This is a genomic window from Prolinoborus fasciculus (assembly GCF_056724605.1).
In genome coordinates this window covers 1-16,649 of sequence record NZ_JBWZQN010000069.1, presented here as the reverse complement: position 1 = coordinate 16,649, position 16,649 = coordinate 1, and the positions used below count along the sequence as shown (strand labels likewise).

General features: G+C 35.1%; 20 protein-coding genes. 14 read left to right on the top strand and 6 right to left on the bottom strand.

The genetic code is table 11. From position 1 onward, the window contains the following. Both AC1P5O_RS14230 and AC1P5O_RS14225 read left to right on the top strand, forming a co-directional pair. On the top strand, positions 1–962 hold a 962-nt coding region (locus AC1P5O_RS14230; RefSeq protein WP_499006215.1), incomplete at its 5' end, for a factor H binding protein domain-containing protein. Positions 963–1,049: 87 nt separating this feature from the next. Then, on the top strand, positions 1,050–2,447 hold the full coding sequence (locus tag AC1P5O_RS14225; RefSeq protein ID WP_109292090.1) for a porin family protein: 1,398 nt from the start codon (positions 1,050–1,052) through the stop codon (positions 2,445–2,447). A 176-nt stretch (positions 2,448–2,623) separates the two neighbouring features. Here the strand turns inward: AC1P5O_RS14225 and AC1P5O_RS14220 are convergent, their stop codons facing one another. Beyond that, positions 2,624–3,226, bottom strand: coding sequence for a recombinase family protein (locus tag AC1P5O_RS14220; protein WP_499006213.1), 603 nt, complete (start codon positions 3,224–3,226; stop codon positions 2,624–2,626). 252 nt (positions 3,227–3,478) lie between these two features. On the opposite strand from AC1P5O_RS14220, the gene AC1P5O_RS14215 reads away from it, so the two are divergent. Both AC1P5O_RS14215 and AC1P5O_RS14210 read left to right on the top strand, forming a co-directional pair. Further along, the gene (locus tag AC1P5O_RS14215) at positions 3,479–3,811 is read left to right on the top strand and encodes a hypothetical protein (protein ID WP_004282109.1); all 333 of its coding nucleotides are present in this window, start codon (positions 3,479–3,481) and stop codon (positions 3,809–3,811) included. A 13-nt stretch (positions 3,812–3,824) separates the two neighbouring features. Next, positions 3,825–4,049, top strand: a complete 225-nt coding sequence (locus AC1P5O_RS14210) for a DUF2798 domain-containing protein (RefSeq protein WP_004733276.1) — start codon at positions 3,825–3,827, stop codon at positions 4,047–4,049. Positions 4,050–4,175: 126 nt separating this feature from the next. Here AC1P5O_RS14210 and AC1P5O_RS14205 read toward each other — a convergent pair whose 3' ends face one another. Then, positions 4,176–4,499: a hypothetical protein gene (locus AC1P5O_RS14205; RefSeq protein ID WP_005254631.1), complete on the bottom strand. Its 324-nt coding sequence runs from the start codon at positions 4,497–4,499 to the stop codon at positions 4,176–4,178. Positions 4,500–4,602: 103 nt separating this feature from the next. On the opposite strand from AC1P5O_RS14205, the gene AC1P5O_RS14200 reads away from it, so the two are divergent. From AC1P5O_RS14200 to AC1P5O_RS14185, 4 genes are all read left to right on the top strand, one after another. Continuing rightward, on the top strand, positions 4,603–5,025 hold the full coding sequence (locus tag AC1P5O_RS14200; protein WP_441369916.1) for a hypothetical protein: 423 nt from the start codon (positions 4,603–4,605) through the stop codon (positions 5,023–5,025). After that, positions 5,022–5,348 carry a hypothetical protein gene (locus tag AC1P5O_RS14195; protein ID WP_005254628.1) on the top strand — a complete coding sequence of 109 codons (327 nt, stop codon included), beginning with the start codon at positions 5,022–5,024 and terminating at the stop codon, positions 5,346–5,348. The genes AC1P5O_RS14200 and AC1P5O_RS14195 overlap by 4 nt, the downstream gene beginning before the upstream one ends. 250 nt (positions 5,349–5,598) lie before the next feature. Beyond that, positions 5,599–5,967: a BrnT family toxin gene (locus AC1P5O_RS14190; protein WP_499006212.1), complete on the top strand. Its 369-nt coding sequence runs from the start codon at positions 5,599–5,601 to the stop codon at positions 5,965–5,967. After that, a complete protein-coding gene (locus AC1P5O_RS14185; protein ID WP_085064197.1) occupies positions 5,930–6,244 on the top strand; it encodes a BrnA antitoxin family protein in 315 nt (104 codons plus the stop codon). The genes AC1P5O_RS14190 and AC1P5O_RS14185 overlap by 38 nt, the downstream gene beginning before the upstream one ends. Positions 6,245–6,563: 319 nt before the next feature. On the opposite strand, the gene AC1P5O_RS14180 is transcribed toward AC1P5O_RS14185, so the two are convergent. Both AC1P5O_RS14180 and AC1P5O_RS14175 read right to left on the bottom strand, forming a co-directional pair. Beyond that, the gene (locus AC1P5O_RS14180) at positions 6,564–8,960 is read right to left on the bottom strand and encodes a glycerophosphodiester phosphodiesterase family protein (protein ID WP_127801717.1); all 2,397 of its coding nucleotides are present in this window, start codon (positions 8,958–8,960) and stop codon (positions 6,564–6,566) included. A gap of 791 nt (positions 8,961–9,751) precedes the next feature. Further along, positions 9,752–9,976: a hypothetical protein gene (locus AC1P5O_RS14175; RefSeq protein WP_004758944.1), complete on the bottom strand. Its 225-nt coding sequence runs from the start codon at positions 9,974–9,976 to the stop codon at positions 9,752–9,754. Between the two features lie 153 nt (positions 9,977–10,129). Between AC1P5O_RS14175 and AC1P5O_RS14170 the strand changes: the two genes are divergently transcribed. After that, the gene (locus AC1P5O_RS14170) at positions 10,130–10,375 is read left to right on the top strand and encodes a hypothetical protein (protein ID WP_004282220.1); all 246 of its coding nucleotides are present in this window, start codon (positions 10,130–10,132) and stop codon (positions 10,373–10,375) included. Between the two features lie 284 nt (positions 10,376–10,659). Here AC1P5O_RS14170 and AC1P5O_RS14165 read toward each other — a convergent pair whose 3' ends face one another. Next, on the bottom strand, positions 10,660–11,454 hold the full coding sequence (locus AC1P5O_RS14165) for a hypothetical protein (RefSeq protein ID WP_499006210.1): 795 nt from the start codon (positions 11,452–11,454) through the stop codon (positions 10,660–10,662). 289 nt (positions 11,455–11,743) lie between these two features. Between AC1P5O_RS14165 and AC1P5O_RS14160 the strand changes: the two genes are divergently transcribed. Further along, the gene (locus tag AC1P5O_RS14160) at positions 11,744–12,931 is read left to right on the top strand and encodes a MobA/MobL family protein (RefSeq protein WP_441369900.1); all 1,188 of its coding nucleotides are present in this window, start codon (positions 11,744–11,746) and stop codon (positions 12,929–12,931) included. 11 nt (positions 12,932–12,942) lie between these two features. Here the strand turns inward: AC1P5O_RS14160 and AC1P5O_RS14155 are convergent, their stop codons facing one another. After that, entirely contained in the window at positions 12,943–13,200 is a 258-nt protein-coding gene (locus AC1P5O_RS14155) for a hypothetical protein (RefSeq protein ID WP_262466954.1), read from the bottom strand. A gap of 243 nt (positions 13,201–13,443) precedes the next feature. Here AC1P5O_RS14155 and AC1P5O_RS14150 point away from each other — a divergent pair, with 243 nt between their 5' ends. The 4 genes from AC1P5O_RS14150 to AC1P5O_RS14135 form a co-directional block, all read left to right on the top strand. Next, a complete protein-coding gene (locus tag AC1P5O_RS14150) occupies positions 13,444–13,704 on the top strand; it encodes a hypothetical protein (RefSeq protein WP_262466956.1) in 261 nt (86 codons plus the stop codon). A gap of 686 nt (positions 13,705–14,390) precedes the next feature. Next, complete coding sequence (gene repM, locus AC1P5O_RS14145; RefSeq protein WP_180086562.1) at positions 14,391–15,341, top strand: replication initiation protein RepM; 951 nt, start codon at positions 14,391–14,393, stop codon at positions 15,339–15,341. A 60-nt stretch (positions 15,342–15,401) separates the two neighbouring features. Then, a complete protein-coding gene (locus AC1P5O_RS14140; protein ID WP_252151831.1) occupies positions 15,402–15,962 on the top strand; it encodes a plasmid replication DNA-binding protein in 561 nt (186 codons plus the stop codon). Between the two features lie 439 nt (positions 15,963–16,401). Then, the coding region (locus tag AC1P5O_RS14135; RefSeq protein WP_499006208.1) for a hypothetical protein at positions 16,402–16,649 on the top strand (248 nt) is incomplete at its 3' end.

Genomic DNA, 16,649 nt, shown 5'->3' with positions numbered 1-16,649 from the left:
TCGAAGCGAACCGTGTTGCTCTTGTGGCTAAAGCGAAAGCTGCTGGGCTTACTGATGCTCAAGCCGCTGCATATGCAGATGCCAATAAAGAAGCAACCACTCAAAATGCTCAAACAGCTCTAGACACCATCGTCGCTGCAAACAAAGCTGCTGCCATCGAAGCGAACCGTGTTGCTCTTGTGGCTAAAGCGAAAGCTGCTGGGCTTACTGATGCTCAAGCCGCTGCATATGCAGATGCCAATAAAGAAGCAACCACTCAAAATGCTCAAACAGCTCTAGACACTATCGTCGCTGCAAATGAAAAAGCTGCTTTAGCTGTTGAAATTGCGAATGCTAAAGGTTTTGGTGAAGGTGCCTATCAGATAAATACAATTACTGCTAATACTAGGGTTAGTAGTTCAAATATTCGTAATAACCTTACATCCGAATCACGTATTCAATCAGTGGTTTATAATCAACCATACTCAGTTGTATTAGGTAACTATACTGGAGAGATCTCTTACAACAATAAAACAGCAGAGATCATTTCAGACAATAGGATATCGAATATTGATATTAAGGGTTTAAAAACTGCTATAGCTGATATACCTACTTTAGGTAGTGCAACTTATACAGGTTTGGCTTTTAATGGCACCTATTCAAATGAAACCAATATTGATTATTCAAATGGATTACCGAGTACTTCTACAATATCTGAAATACATAAAGGTCAATTAAACTATACTGTTAATTTCACAGATCGTATTGGCTCTGGCTCAATCACAGGTCTAGGAAATACTATTAACTTAGAGCAAGGATCTATATCAGGAACAGGGATTAACGCTACAGCGACTCAATCATATAAATTAGGTACTTACTCTCTAGATTTCTATGGTAAAAAAGCTGAAGAGATTGCAGGTAAAGTCGTCTTTAATGGCAAAGACACCGTAGGTTTTGGTGGTACTCGTGGTGAAATTAAATAATAGAATCTAGAAAAACTAAATTCTAAATAGGCCGTTTGAGTGATCTTAAACGGCTTTCTTAATAAATATCTTTACTGGTTTAACTTGATGTCATTTAAATATTATTTACCTTTTCTTTTTCTTGTTCATTCATACTCATTTGCAGATGAAATAAAAAATACACAACCTATATTTTTTGAAAAAAAACCTGAAATTAAACCTGACTTATTAATAACTCCTGAAAAAAATAATCTCTCTATTGGTATATCAGACATGGATGTTGATCCCTCTGAATGTATCAACTTATCTATTCTAAAAAAAGATTGGAACAGTCTAGATATATGTTTAGCACGATATAAAAAAACAGATAACTATGATGAAATACTCTATCAATATGGATTAGGCGCTCTTTATTATAATAAAGGGAATAGAAACAAAGCCATTGAGCTATATCAGTCGCTCCTATATAAGAATCCAGATTTAACTTATCCTCGATTTGACTTAGCTATGATGCTATTTCAAGATCAACGCTATAAAGAAGCAAAATCAGAGTTTGAAACTGTAAAAAAAACATTAACTCCTCAAATGCAAACCCTCGTTAATCAAATCTTATTAACGATTAATCGATCTGAAAAATGGAATACAGCATTAAATTTTAATTATGAAAAAACTGATAATGTAAATCAGGCATCTGATTTAAAAATCATTACTATTGGTAATGCCACTTTTATTCGTAGTGAGGAAGATTTACCACAGAAAGCAGAAGGGTTTGGTTATAATATAAACTTATCTAAAGATACTAATATAAGTAAAAATAATTATATAAATATAAGCACTACAATTGATGGCCTCTATTATTGGGATAATAAAGACTATAACGAGCAGACCTATAGATTAGATATTGGTTATAAAAATAAGAATTTTAAACGTACTTGGGGAATCACTCCATTTATAGAGCAAAATGAACTTGGGAATGAACCTTATAATTCTAATTACGGTATTACCTTTGATTTTAATACAAAAATATCAGATAAATATCAGCTATCTACTAACTTGAGCCATATAAAAAGAAAATATCGAGATGAAACTTTATCAGAAATATACAATGGTTACACCAATAGCCAAGTCGCACTCATGATTTATCAGCCAAAGCTGAATTTTATTCTTTATAGTGGACTTGATGCGATGCAAGATCATTTAAAAGATAAATCAGAGTCATCTCAGAGTACTGGTTTAAGATTTGGTACGATTCATACCAATAACTTTTTAAATATTCGAGCTGATTTACGTTATGCGAATCGAAATTTTGAAGATGAAAACTTTTGGTACAATGAAAAAAGAAAAGATAAAATCTATGAAACTACTGTGACAGTTTGGCAGAATAAAATCCAATGGAAAAATTTTACTCCAAAATTAAACTACAAATATCAAAATATTGATAGCAACCTAGAACTATACACACGCAATAATAGTTCCTTTTTTTTGACGATAGATAAAACATTTTAAATAATTATACTTCTATCGAATTTAAAGAGGAAATATCGAACAAGATGGGTATTCAAGCACTTAACTGAAGAAATGATCATTTATGATCAATAAATCATTATTTAACATAAAATCTCTTATGTGAAGCAACCTGAATGCAGCGGTGCCCCATTGAGGCGCGTTGAGATAAGCCTCTTTTAGATAACTTTAGCAACTCGATAAACAGTTGCAACTCCACAATTCACTGCTTTGGCAATTTCTTCCTTAGTCATATTGCCAACTGCTAGCAATTCTTTTATTCGTTTGTGCTTAGCCTCATTTGCCTTCTTGCCTGTTGGTTTGTAACCCGAACGTGTCAGGCCCTGCTTAATACGTTCTATACGTTTCTCATTGTCCAGACGAGCCATTGTTGCCAGGAGATCAATCAACATATTGTTGATGAGCTCCAGAATTGAATGAGTAATGCTGTCACTAGTTTGAATCATTTGGTAGGTAGTAGGAAGATCTGCTACGACTAAACGAAGTCCCTTCTCTTGGATCCTGCGCTTCAGCTCTTGAAAATCTCGTTGGGTTAGGCGTGATAAGCGGTCAATACTTTCAACTAACAAGGTGTCACCTTGATTTGCTTCTGACAGTAGCTTATTCAATTCAGGTCGGTCTAACTTCGTACCACTATAGTTTTCCACGTACACAATGGTTTCACCCAAATTCAAGTTTTGGTTTAGATCCTGAAGAATCTGCAAAGCCCTTTTTGCATCTTGATCTTTAGTTGAAGCTCGTAGATAAATACGTGTATTCATTTCTATCATTTAATCTTAATTCTATTAGATTAATGATAACACTATCATTTAATTACTGAATTAAGCCTAATGATAGATATTGTATGCGATTTGGCTCGCTATCATTCAGCTATACTCTTTTGATAGAAAAAGCATGACTGAAAGCCATGCTTTGGGAGTTCGTATAATACGTATCATATTAATTTTGGAAAAATTAGATATTGATTGGGAGTGACTAAAGCTGTAGAGTTTCTTTTTAAGTGAGTCCCCAAAATGAAATTCCAATTTATATTTGAAAACTTTAAAGCTTTACCAAATGGAACAGATGCTTTCAAGCAGTTAAAAATTTTATGTGAGCAAGAAATTGGCAACAATAATAATTTAGATAATTCGGCCTTATTTCTTATTTATGGGTTTGCGAAGAACTACGTCTTATTGTACGAAGATCAAGAAGTTACTCCTGAATTTGCAAAAAAAGCAAAAAGCCAATTAATTGATTATATGTCTGAACTTAATATTGCTCTAATCAGTCAAGATTCTAATCTTATATTAGAAACTCTTAATAATATTTCAAAAAAATATTTTAAAAGTTCAAGAATATTTTAAATCTTAATAATCAATGAACAAGCTATCATTACAGGGGTTTTTGATTCCCCTTTTTGTCTCATTCTTTATGAGTGGCATTAACGCTATTCTAGGAGCTTTAAATGAAGATAAATTTTTATTATCAATTGTTTTTTCACAATGGATGATTAATTGGATTATTGCTTATCCATGTCTTTTGTTTCTTGTTCCTTTCTCAAAAAAGATCGTTTTAAAGCTTTTTTATCCTCAGTTGAAATAATGAATGTTATATGAAACGAGGACAATAGACCGTCGTTTTTCACTTTGCATAAGATATTCTACGTTAAGTAGCGGCTAAAAATGTCCTTGATCAAGGGCATTTCGTATAACGTGTATTATGTTAATTTTAGAAAATCTGTTTTAGTTTGTACCTTTTCAAAATTATGTAAAAAGCAAATAAAACACTTATCCAGAACAAATAATCAAAAATAAAATATAAGAAGATAAATTGATCTATTCCTATAATAATATTTAAAGGATCTAGCGCTATACTCCCACCTGGAGATATTTCACCATCTACTAAAAACTGTAAGGGAAATCCTCCTCCAATGACTTTAACTTTTTCAAGCTTGTCTACAACTATACGATCCACTAATGTATATTTCTGATAAAACAAAGATAAATAAGTAAAAATAAAAGATAAGCAATTGAAGTATAAAAATTTTTTCATAATTTCCTCTCATATATCTACTAATTTTAACAATTTTTAATCAGAGCCTTTTGGAATAATTTGCTTTAATTTCTCTATTACTCTCTCAAAAAATTCCTTTAATATGAAAAGATTAGAATTTATTTTATTAAGTTTACTTGCAGCCTGCAGTCCAGTTACAGAAAAAATTGAATCAAATATAGTTGTTCCACGTATTCAATATACGGGGGGAGCAGATAATGCAAGTTATAGTGAGGCTAAGCTTATTAGGGAAGGTAAATGCCTATACCTAGAACATGCTGATGGCTCTAAAGTTCTGCCAATTTTTGCTACAAAAACTCTAGATTGGGATACGGAAACTAAGAGCCTAAAAGTAGATTCGGATACTTATTTTTTAGGTGATAAAGTAGCATATGGAGGGGGCGGCTCCTATCCTCTAGAAAAAAATAATTATTCTTGGATAACTGAAGTAGATCATGGCTGTGATACCTCACAAGTTATAGTTATTAATAAACTCATAAGACCACTTGAAGAACTACCAAAATGAAGAATAGCCTATTTTACTGTCTTACATTAGTTCTACTTATAGGATGCCAGCCATTTGAAAAAAATGGATATATTTTTATTAAAAATCAGACTGATTATCCAATTACAGACCTTAAAGTAACTTATATTAGTGCTCAAAAAACTTATAGCTTAGGTACTCTTTATCCTTATTCAGAATATAAATACGCCATCAATTACGAGCAGCACAATGAGGATTCAATAATCTTTTCATATTTAGATAAAAATCATAAAGAGATTAATCAAGAAGTAGCTACGTATGCAGCCAAATATGATAGGAAAAGTTATGAAATAGTTATTCAATAGAATATAAATTACAATTACTAATTGAACAAAAAAACTTCAATTTGAAATTTCAAAAACTTGATTTTTCCACTAAACAACTATCCATTTAACATAATGGCGGTTATACGAAGTACACTTGTATATTAATTTAAATATCAGATACTTATTTGAATAATAAAAATCTAAAAATGCCCAAAAATCCGATTTTGAAACAAGTCGGCTTTTTTATGTTCGATTCTGTAAGATTTTGCCAATAGAAAATGGAACAACTTTGCAAAATTTACAATTTTGTATTAACATTTTTATATTAACAAAAAGCGATGCAACTATGGAAATTGAGTTTTCATGGGATGAGCATAAAGCAGAAACAAACCTCAAAAAACATGGTGTAGCTTTTGAAGATGCAACCTTGGTTTTTTATGATGCTCATGCCGTCTTCAAACAGGATCGCTTTGAAAATGGTGAATATCGTTGGCAAGCGATAGGTCTCGTACACGGGCAGACAGTTTTATTAGTGGCTCATACTGTACAAGATCATAATGGGATTGATCATATCCGTATTATTTCAGCACGACAGGCAGAGAAAAAAGAGAGGAAACAGTATGAAAAAAACCGTTACGTACAAAGTAGATTTGAATAAACCTCCTGTCTTATCTGAAGAACAAAAGGCAAGACTTGAGGCATTAGATAAACGCCCAGACAGTGAAATAGACTTTTCAGATATTCCCGAACTTGATGAAAGTTTTTGGAAAAATGCAGTACAAAATCCTTTTTACAAACCGACTAAACAAGTAACTACGGTTCGTATTGATGCAGATGTTATGCAGTGGCTAAAAGCCCAAGGAAAAGGCTATCAAACACGAATGAACAAGATTCTGCGTGATGCCATGCTGAATGAACTAAAAAATCATCCGTAAAAAATGGGAGCTATAGGCTCCCATTTTTGACTTCGCATAATCCGTATTATGTTAATTTTAGAAAATATTAAGGATGGGAATAGAGAATGGTAGAAACAGACCAAAAATTAGCACAGAACGGATGTTGTTATGCTTAATCCTGATCGGTTAAAAATACAAATTTAAAATCAATAAAAGGTGACAACTACCTTGATACTTACCGAACAGCATGCTTTATCAATTTTTATTGACTTAGTTAAAAAAACCCACTTTACAGTGGGTTTTTACTACATTAACTCATCAAGGTGATGCTCTAAGAATCTAAGCATATGTTTTAATTTTATTGAATTGTTACAGTGACAGGTTTTGCATAAATCGTATAGGTGTAATTTGGTGCCATCGTATATTGATAGCTTGGCATGACATAAGCTGTACCTTTTTCAGTAAATGTCAGCCCTTGGCCATTTTGCGTATATTTAGCCGAATTTGGCAAAACCAGCATATTTTTAACAAGATAATTCGATTTCGTTCCAATTTGAGTTTGGATTTCTGCATTGATTTCTACAGGCTTGCCTGCAGTGGCTATGAGCTGACTTGCTGTATTCAATTTTACCGCCAGATTTGAAGATTCATGCGCATAATCAGTCGTTAGACCATGTGTGCCTTGTACATACATGCGGTAGAAGTCATCTTTATTTAAGCGGAAAGTCCATGGCCAGAAAGTCACGCCGCGCTGGCTCGCCATCATCATCAGCTCTTTATTTAAACCAGAAAAAGAAGGATTAAAAGTAGAAGAGTATTTTTGTGCAGCATCTAAAATGCGGCGCGTGTTGACAATATTGCTTTGAGCTGTTGGCGTACTGGTCAAGTATCCAGTGGATACACCAGGAATTTCATTCTTCATATGTAGAATTTGATCGCCAACGAAACTGATGACAATCGCTTGATCATAGGCATTATGCTTATCTAGCAATTCCTTAATTTTTGGTACAATTTCAGGTTTTGAACTCTTTATTTCAATGAAGTTTGTCACATTTGGATATTGTTTTACAGCCGCAAGAATTTCATCCATTGTCGGTACTTTACGTCCATTTGGAATGGTGCGTAAGTTTTGAATTTCTGCGAGCGTCAAATCTTCAATTTTGGCATTTACACCTGTAGTGCGTGTTGTGGTTGAATCATGCATGACCACGACATGATTATCTTTAGAAAGATATACATCGTACTCAACCGCATCTGCGCCAACTTGAATCGCTTTTAATGTGCCTTCTAAAGTGTTTTCATCCTCAAGTGCAGGAATACCGCGATGGCCTGTAATCAGCGGTTTGCGCAGCAGCGTGTTCGGCGCCATTAATTTCATAATAGAAAGAACGCTGTCGGGCTGCTCGGTGTAAATACCGTTTACACCTGTGCTTAAGAACTCTGCTGCTGTTAATGGGCTGCTGCTGTCTAGGTTTGCCCACGGTGTAATCAGCAGACGCTGTAAATGTGAAACCACTTCTGTTTGTACCAGATGCTTAGGCAGAATCACAATTTTTGCAAGTGATGAATTGGTATTGTGGGCAATGGTCACAATATCCTTAGTTGAGCTGCTCAGCCCAGTTTGTTTAGAGTAATCCAGCGCGGTACGCAGTGCTGGAATTGCAATTCGCGCTTTGCGAAGAAGCTCTGGCTGATCTGAAAGCAAGGTAATATCCGCCAGATCATAACTTTCGCCCAATGTTTTTAGCTTATTAATGGTCTGTTCATTTTGAATGCGTAGCAGCGGAAGTGTGCGGCGTGTTGAGTCATTCAGATAATCACGTAAAGCCATGACTTTTTCCTGCTCAGTATTCAATAGATTTAATTGTTCATCGAGCTGATAGGCAATGTGTGTTGCTGCTGTAGAGGAAATGCCGTTCACGGGTGCAGGCTGTGCAATGGTTGGCGCCATAGAAACTGGCAGATTATGATCAATAATTTCGGTAACACGGTTTGATTCTGGCAGAGGATCAAGCTGTTCTGTAATTTTGATGGCATCTACTTTCATCAATAAGCCAGCAGTAGAGAGGCCAATTGCGCCTTGATCTAAATTATAAGGCAGTGTGGTGTCTAAGACTAAATTGTCATCAATATAATGGCGCACACGTTGACCATGCACAATCACAGTCGCTTTATACGACTTATTGACCTCCATATTTTCTTTATAAGCAGATTTATGCAGCACATTCCACGCATTGGTAGGCTGGCGCAGCGCAAGTTCTAGACCGCTGGCGCCAGCTGCATCGGCGCGAATTGCAAATTGATAATAAGGCGTGAAGGCAGGTTCAGCATAGCTGTCAGCAGCGCGGTAAATAATACTGCCCCAGCGGCCGCCATTATTTCTTTCTAAATAAGTAAATTCGATATCTATGCGATAGTTTCTGAGTTTTTGATATTCAGGTGACAGCATTAACGTGGTCATTTGTGTGTCATTGGCGCGCCCATCAATGAATAAGCTGCCGTCTTTGACTTCAACCGTGCCTGCATTTGAGCGCAGTGTTGTCCATGCTGCTGGCAGCGCTGTGAGTTGATCGAAGTTTTCGTCTAAATAGACTTTAGGTACAGGAACTTCTTCTTCTGGTGTTTCTGGCTCTGGGGCTGGTGTTGTCGGTGTTTCAGGCAGGGCGGATGATTCATCTTTATCATCATTGTCGTTGCAGGCAGTTAAATTGAATGCCAATAATATTGCTAAGCTCAATGAAGTCAATTTAGTCATTATGTAGTCTCAGGTTTGATTTTTTAAAAAGCGATTCAAACTTAAGAGTTGAAAATGACACTTTGGTTGATTTGTCATATATCTAAACTTTGCTTACATATTAATGATTTATGAATTCATAAAATTTTAATAAAAATAGATTAAATAAATATGATCAATATTTAATCAAAAAAGTACATTGTTATGATTTATCAACTCATCCACTGCTCAAATTATCCCCAATTTCTGCGGACAACCCTTGGGATAAATCTCAGCCAATTTTGTACGCTTTGACTTACATTCATTCAGGCTCTTTGCGTCTATGCCATTCTTCATCAATTTTCTATTATGGGGACATAGAGAGCAGGATGCTCCAGATAAGAATAATAAGATCAGATACAGGGAATGTGAGGTACGACAGGAGTTATACCAACGCATCAAATATGTAAAAAAGCCTAACAGGATGTTGGGCTTTTTTATTGACTAAATTAACCTTTGAATTGCATTTTTTTAGCCTTACTACCGATTATTTAACTATACGGAAGAAAGAATACCATTTATTTAACATAAAATCTCTTATGCGAAATTCAGTTGTAACCCCCAAATAGAAATGTCCGGTTTATCGATTGCTCGACCTAAGATCTCAGAACATAAGAATTTGATGATCACCCTGGTTCTCAAAACTCGATACTTTATTGAAAAGTTCTATCGAGGCTTATAAGTCCCTGAAACAAAAAAATGCCTGAAGTTCAGGCATTTTTTACATCATCAATATCTACTAAAAAGCTTACAACAATCAAAAAACGAGAGTTTTATTCTTGTGAATACGACTTAACTTTTTCAAAAATTGGATAGAAATCTAATCCCTCATCTTTCATCGTAGAAATCAACGCAACGATTACAGCAATATGTGTAGGAACCACACCTTGTTTACTGTAATTCGTAATCGAATTAGGTTTCATATCCAATAAGGCAGCAAATTCCTTAATTGAAAGCCCTGCTTTACCGACAAGACGTTGAAATTCAGTATATGGCATTTAATTAAATTTATAGAAATGGTGTTTTGAGATTATAGCATAGGGTTATATTTACATAAAAACACATAAAATTATGTGGTAAACACATATTTTTATGTGTTATAAATAGCTTATCAACTAACCTATTTATCCTTACTATCGGAGAAATGTAATATGTACTCATACCCGGATTCAAACACTGAAAAGAAAATTGCTCTCATGATCATCAATGACTTTTTCATTCAAAAAGCCCATGAACTGTGGATTTTTTTACAACTCGATCAGTGCTTTAACGATTATGAAGCCACACTGATTTGGACTCGACGTTATTTAGAGAAGCATCCTGAGTGTGAGTACAGCGATATTCAAAAAGCCTTTGTTTCTTGTTTCCCAGAACACTTCTTCAGCTTTGACTGTTAATTTATGAGAGGCACAGTAAAAAAATCGCAATGGGTAAGTAAATCCCAAATAGAAAAAGCCAGTTCATACAACTGGCTTTTTATTGTCACGTATAAATCTAAGACTTTCTTTGAGCATACTAAAATTGATGTTCCACGGCATCTAAAACATTGATTTTAGGTTCAGGATTGGGGCCGCCATGACGTTACTTTAGGGTGTACTCTAAAGCCACATAAATACTAAAAATTACTAATTGAGTAGGGAAGCTTTAAAATTGGTTTTATTTAATTGGTATTTTCAACACATCATTGGCTTTGTTCTTTTTTTATTTTTAATTGTCTTTGAGCCTTTGAAAGCGCCAAATCAAAAATATTAGTTCCAGTGTCGTTGTTTTTAAATGAAAGGATCTGATGGAGCACCTCAAAAAGTAGTTCAGCTTTTTCTGCAGGGAGAAGATCAAGCGCCCAAACTTGTTTATATAAGTTTGATTTACGTAAATAACCCGCAAAATACCGATCCGATTTCATTCTATTTAAAAAATTTTTAGGGTCTAAAGAATCATCGTTTTTAATCTTATAAAGACTTAAAACACCACCGCCCACTTCAAATTTACGTTGATTTTCAGCTTTACGTTTCTTTCCGGCATCTTTTTTCTGAATTTGACTGAGATAAAGTTCCAAATCTTTTAATTCAAGTTGCTGGGCTTTGAACTTATGATATCGCGTACACATCACTTTCAGAATATTCAGTTCAGCCGGATCTAGTTCATTTTTTTGATACGACTCATAGAGCTGAATAAACTTTCCTTCATACTCTGTACGTTTGGAATTTTTAGACAGTTCATCAAACAGTAACTGTAACTTAAGATGCTCACGATATGGTTTTAGAGCTTCTTTAACTAGGATCTGCTCAGCTTCAGACAACATTTCAAAATTACAGTCATTGGCTTGTAGGGCATCAATCACCTGATTTTGCAATTCAGAACGATCATCTTGAGATAAAAGAAACTCAACAAAAGCATGTAATTCCGCAATTTGAAGTAATTGAGCTGGTCTACCGCGCTTTTTTGCTTTTTCCATTTCCATATCATCTGCCGCCAAATTTTCAGAACTGCTACCAATTTAGATATGGTTTTACCATATTTAAATTGGGCAGTCTGAAAATAATTAATTAAAATTAAATTAAAATTTCTTGAAAAGAATTTTTAATTTAATTTTAATTAATTCGCACTTGACAGTTTCTCCTCATCGGAGAAACTAGTACGCAAGGGGATGCTTTCCCCTTGACCCCTTTCAACCAGATTTTCCAGCCATCCAGGCATTCCAAATCTGGAGGTTTTCACCCTCGTTTCACTCGGTTAAAAACGGCCCAGCATCCCAGGCGGTATACATGGCAACTTACCATTTCAGCGTCAAAAGCAAGGGCAAAGGCTACGCCACCCAGCACTACTGCTACATTGCCCGGCTGATGCAATATGAACAGGTCCGCAAAAACAGTCATGAGGTGCTGGAACATGTTGAACCCGGGCAATGCATGCCTTCTTGGGTCAAAGATCCGATAGAGTTCTGGTCTGCAGCCGACACTTATGAACGGGCCAATGCCAAGGTGTACATGGAATATGAAATTGCGCTGCCCAATGAATTCACGCCAGAGCAGCGTAAAACGCTCGTAGAGACGTTTTTAGAGCAACATGTAGCTAAACAGCAATTTCCTCATTCTTACGCAATACACAACGTAAAATCACGTCTCAGCGGTGAAGATCAGCCACATTGTCATTTAATGTTCTCTTTAAAGGTGGATGATGGTCTGGAACGCACTGCAGAACAATATTTCAAACGCTATAACGCCAAGGACCCAGCTCAAGGTGGCGTTAAAAAAATCCAGCTGCAGAATGGGCATCAAAATTACTCCGAGTTTTTATTGTTCATTCGTAAAGCCTGGGAAAACCATCTAAACGATGCCCTGGCTCAACACTGCCCTACCGTGACTTACCATATCGATGGCCAAGACATCACAATCAAAAACCAGGTTTCAGCTGGCAGCTACGACCAATACAATGAACTTCACGGCACGATTTACATTGCCGAACCTAAGCTTGGAGCCGGGAAACAGAATGAAACGGCTGAATACCTGTCGAAAATTCAGAAAATCAGGATCCACAATGCCAAAGAGCGGGAACTGGAACAGAAACAGCAGCAGCTAGATCAGCAGCACGACCATTTTTATTCATGTATGAGTGAACCCTACCCATCCCTGGAAGTCATTTACTACATGAATCATCTGGCCAAGAAAGCTAAGAATCAAAATGAGCTTAAGAAAGATATTCTGGATATCGAACAAGACTTGAAGCCAGTTTTTCAGCAAGAGCAATTGAATATCCATCGGATTAATTATGAACTGATCAATTCACTGCAGTATCCAGAGCCTGCCTTCGAATTTAAAATTACACCACAGACTGAACGTCCTGAAGTAGATTCAGCACAGGTTCAGACACAGAAACCAATCGTCCCAGAACAAATTAGCAAACTGGCACAGCAAAAACCCAGAAATGATGATTATGATTTTGGTGAGCCATAGCCCGATCCAAGCTAGATCAAGTCGGAAATAATCTCTACTAACACTGCATCCGCATGGGAAGTACTTCTGACAGCAGAAATTTCTTTTTTAATTTTAGTTATAGATTTCCCTGTTTCTTTAAAAGAAAAAACTGATTTATTACCGGTGAGTACAAGAGGGGTAAAATCAGAGACCTGACCTATTTTTAAAAACAGCTCTGCAACTCTGACTTGATGAGCATAAATAGAGCGTAATTTTTTAGTAATTTCTAAAGCGAGTGGATTAATCATAAATATATCCATTAATTTATTGAAGTTTTTGAACATTTTAATTCTTATCAATCCAATATTAGCAGAACCAGTATCGATGAGTAAATGACTAAAACTTGTGCATTCTTATTCTTAAAAAACTGCTTATTACTGATAGAGCAAGGCTTTCAGCTTTTAAAAAAGCTACAATCAGCAGGTTCAGAGATATAACGTAAATACTGTCGTTTTATTCTCAGCCTTCAACAAAATCAGGGTTCAAAAGAAATGAAAAGAGATGAGTTTTTAGGGCAAGATCCTGAACGAAAGATTATTTTTGCTTTTCTTTTTGGTAGAAACCAAAAAGCAATCTCCCTTTTTATTAAATACTCCGATGAAAACACCCTGGAAATTGCAAAGCAGACCATCTCCTTCCACGTCATATTTTGGCATTCAGGGGTAAGCGTTGCTGATTTAAAAGCAGTCTTTGAAAATGACCCTGGCTTAGTCAATTCAGGAATGGAATTTTGGACGGAGATAGCTGATTAAGGTTTGTAAAAAAAAACTCTGTTCAAATTCATCTTAGTCAGCATTCTGATGCCCTTACCCTATTGCCAGTTCAATCACCTTCACAGAACGAGTGTCTACGAGTGAACAGAGAAAATTCGCGCCTCGACCTCTCTGAAAAACTGCTTTTAAAAATAAAAGGCTCAAATCTAATTCATTAAATACCGAAAAATTGAGCCTAGACCGAGCGTAGCGAGCAAAAACGTTCTATGAGCGAAGCGAATCCATTCTTGCTGTTGCCTTTGACTTTGCTTTTTCATTATTTAAATCCTATTTGCTATTGAGCAAAAAATTGCCCCAAAGAATCGAGCGAAAGCGAGATTCAATAGAGTTTGAGCGAAGCGAAAACCAAGGGCAATTTTTATGAATTTTCTTTTTTATTTTATATTTATAATATTTAATATTTAAGGCATGTTTTCTTTTTTATTTTCAGTTAATTACGAAGGTATAAACATAGGTTTTATCCGTTTCAAACATAGGTTTTATCCGCATAAACATAGGTTTTATCCGTTTCAAACATAGGTTTTATCCGTTTCAAACATAGGTTTTATCTGCATAAACATAGGTTTTTATTTTACTATTTAAATGAGTATTGCTATGATGATTTCCTAAGTAAAAAATTTATCTAGATTTTGGTAGATCCATATAATGTTTATAGGGAAATAAGAATGAGCCGTTCAGAAAATTTAGACATGTCGATTCTTGTCTCTAAAGCAAATGATTTAGTAAAAGCTCATTATAAAATGACTGTTGTTGAGCATAGATTGTTCAATATTGCTTTATCAAAAATTCGTTCTAATAACATTACATTAGATAATAATGTACCAATCACCATTTCAGCTCATGAATATGCAGATTTGTTTTCAGACACCATAGATGGCGGTTATAAAGCCCTTAGAACGGCTGTAGATACTCTATTTGAACGCCAGTTCACATTAGAGCGAGAAATCTCGAATACTAAAAAACATGTTAGAACATATAGATTTATTCAAATGAAGGGATATCTTGAAGGTGAAGCTAGAATTGAGATTCAATTTGCTAATGACGTCTTGCCATTTGTAAGTGAGCTAGCTAATAAATTTACTCAAATTGATCTTCAACATACGGTTGATTTAAGCAGCCAATATGCCAATCGCTTATATGAAATTCTTAAAGAAGTGCAGAACTATAAAGAGCAAAAAGTTTTTCTAGAGTTAGATGATCTTCGATCTAGGTTCGGTATCCAAAATAAATATAAAACTATGTCAAACTTAAAAGACAATGTCCTGGACTTAGCTGTCACTCAAATAAATAAGAGCAAAGCCTGCGATATATATAACCTTCAATATACTAATAAGAAGGCAGGGAAAAAAATTATAGGATTTGAGTTTACCTATAAAATTAGAAAGCAACCAAAGAAGTCTGATATAGCTATACAACCTATAGTTTTAAAAATGACTGATTCGCAGCGTTATCTTTTTGCTAATAAACTCTCTGAGCTTGCCGAGATGAATAAATATTCTCAAGGTACAGAAAGTTACTCTCAATTTTCGGTTCGCATTGCCGAAATGTTGCAGGATCCACATAAAATCGAAGAACTACTGCCATATCTAAAGAAAGTAGGATTTAATACAAAATAAACTTCATGTTCAGATTGGATGTTCACATGAACATCCTTGTACACGCACTGAGGGATTACATTGAACACAACAAAATTTAGCGTTATGGACGCAAGTAAAGCCTTTAAAAAATCACGTACAACAATATATGAGGCTTTAAAAAATGGTGAATTATCAAGAGATCATGATGGACTTATAGACTTATCTGAACTTATCAGAGTTTATGGTAATCCAGTCGGTGTTCAGTCCAGTACACGTACTGAACAAGTTCAGAAGGATGTACAGGTACACGTTCAATCTGAAGTTGAAAATGTATTAAAAGACCAAATTTCTCTTCTTAAAAACCAGTTGGATTTAGCCAATCAAAGAGAAAAGTCTTTGATGCAACATATAGAAGATCTCACACATAGAATTGAGTTTAAAGGCACCCTAGAACAGCCAAAACAAGAAGATATTGGGAAGATAAATCAATCTACTGATTCAAATATAGCAACAGATCCTCGGCCAGAGGCTGAGCCAAACTATGACGAATTGACTACTTCTACTCAAAAAGAAAATAAGCGCATTCCTGTCCCGGAACATGTCGAGCCGGAACCACAGAAAAGGGGATTCCTGAGCCGTTTTTTCTTACCCAATGGATAAGGTCATTGTTCACCTGATCTAATCAAAACCGTGGAACAATGATCAAATAGTAAGCGTGGAACGTGATAAATCATAAAAAAAGCCCAAACGGGCTTGATTGGGCTATAAACTTTTAAATAAGTATATGAATTTAAAGGTTAATTATAACACATTTCGTATAAGGTGTATTATGTTAATTTTAGATTTATTTGATAGACCTCTTGAGTTGGTCGAAATTTAATCAGCAATAAGCGTTGATTTTTAAATAAATATCAAATTCTAAAATAGCCAAAAATGATACTTTCGCAAGAGGTCTAATAATAAATAATTTTCCTTTTAGTATAAAAGTTAAATTATTTATATGAAAATTATTAACTATTTTTATTTTCTATAATTGAATAAAGAGAAAATAAATTTTAATATCATACAACTTTACATAGTATTTACAAAGAAAACACAAATGCAGATTAAAAGTATCTCAAAAGTAAGTATTGTTACATTGATATCAATATCTATTATCGCATGTAGTAGTGGTGGACATCATTCTGCCGCAAACTCCACTCCTCAAATAAACAATGAACAAGCTGCTGCCATCGAAGCGAACCGTGTTGCTCTTGTGGCTAAAGCGAAAGCTGCTGGGCTTACTGATGCTCAAGCCGCTGCATATGCAGATGCCAATAAAGAAGCAACCACTCAAAATGCTCAAAC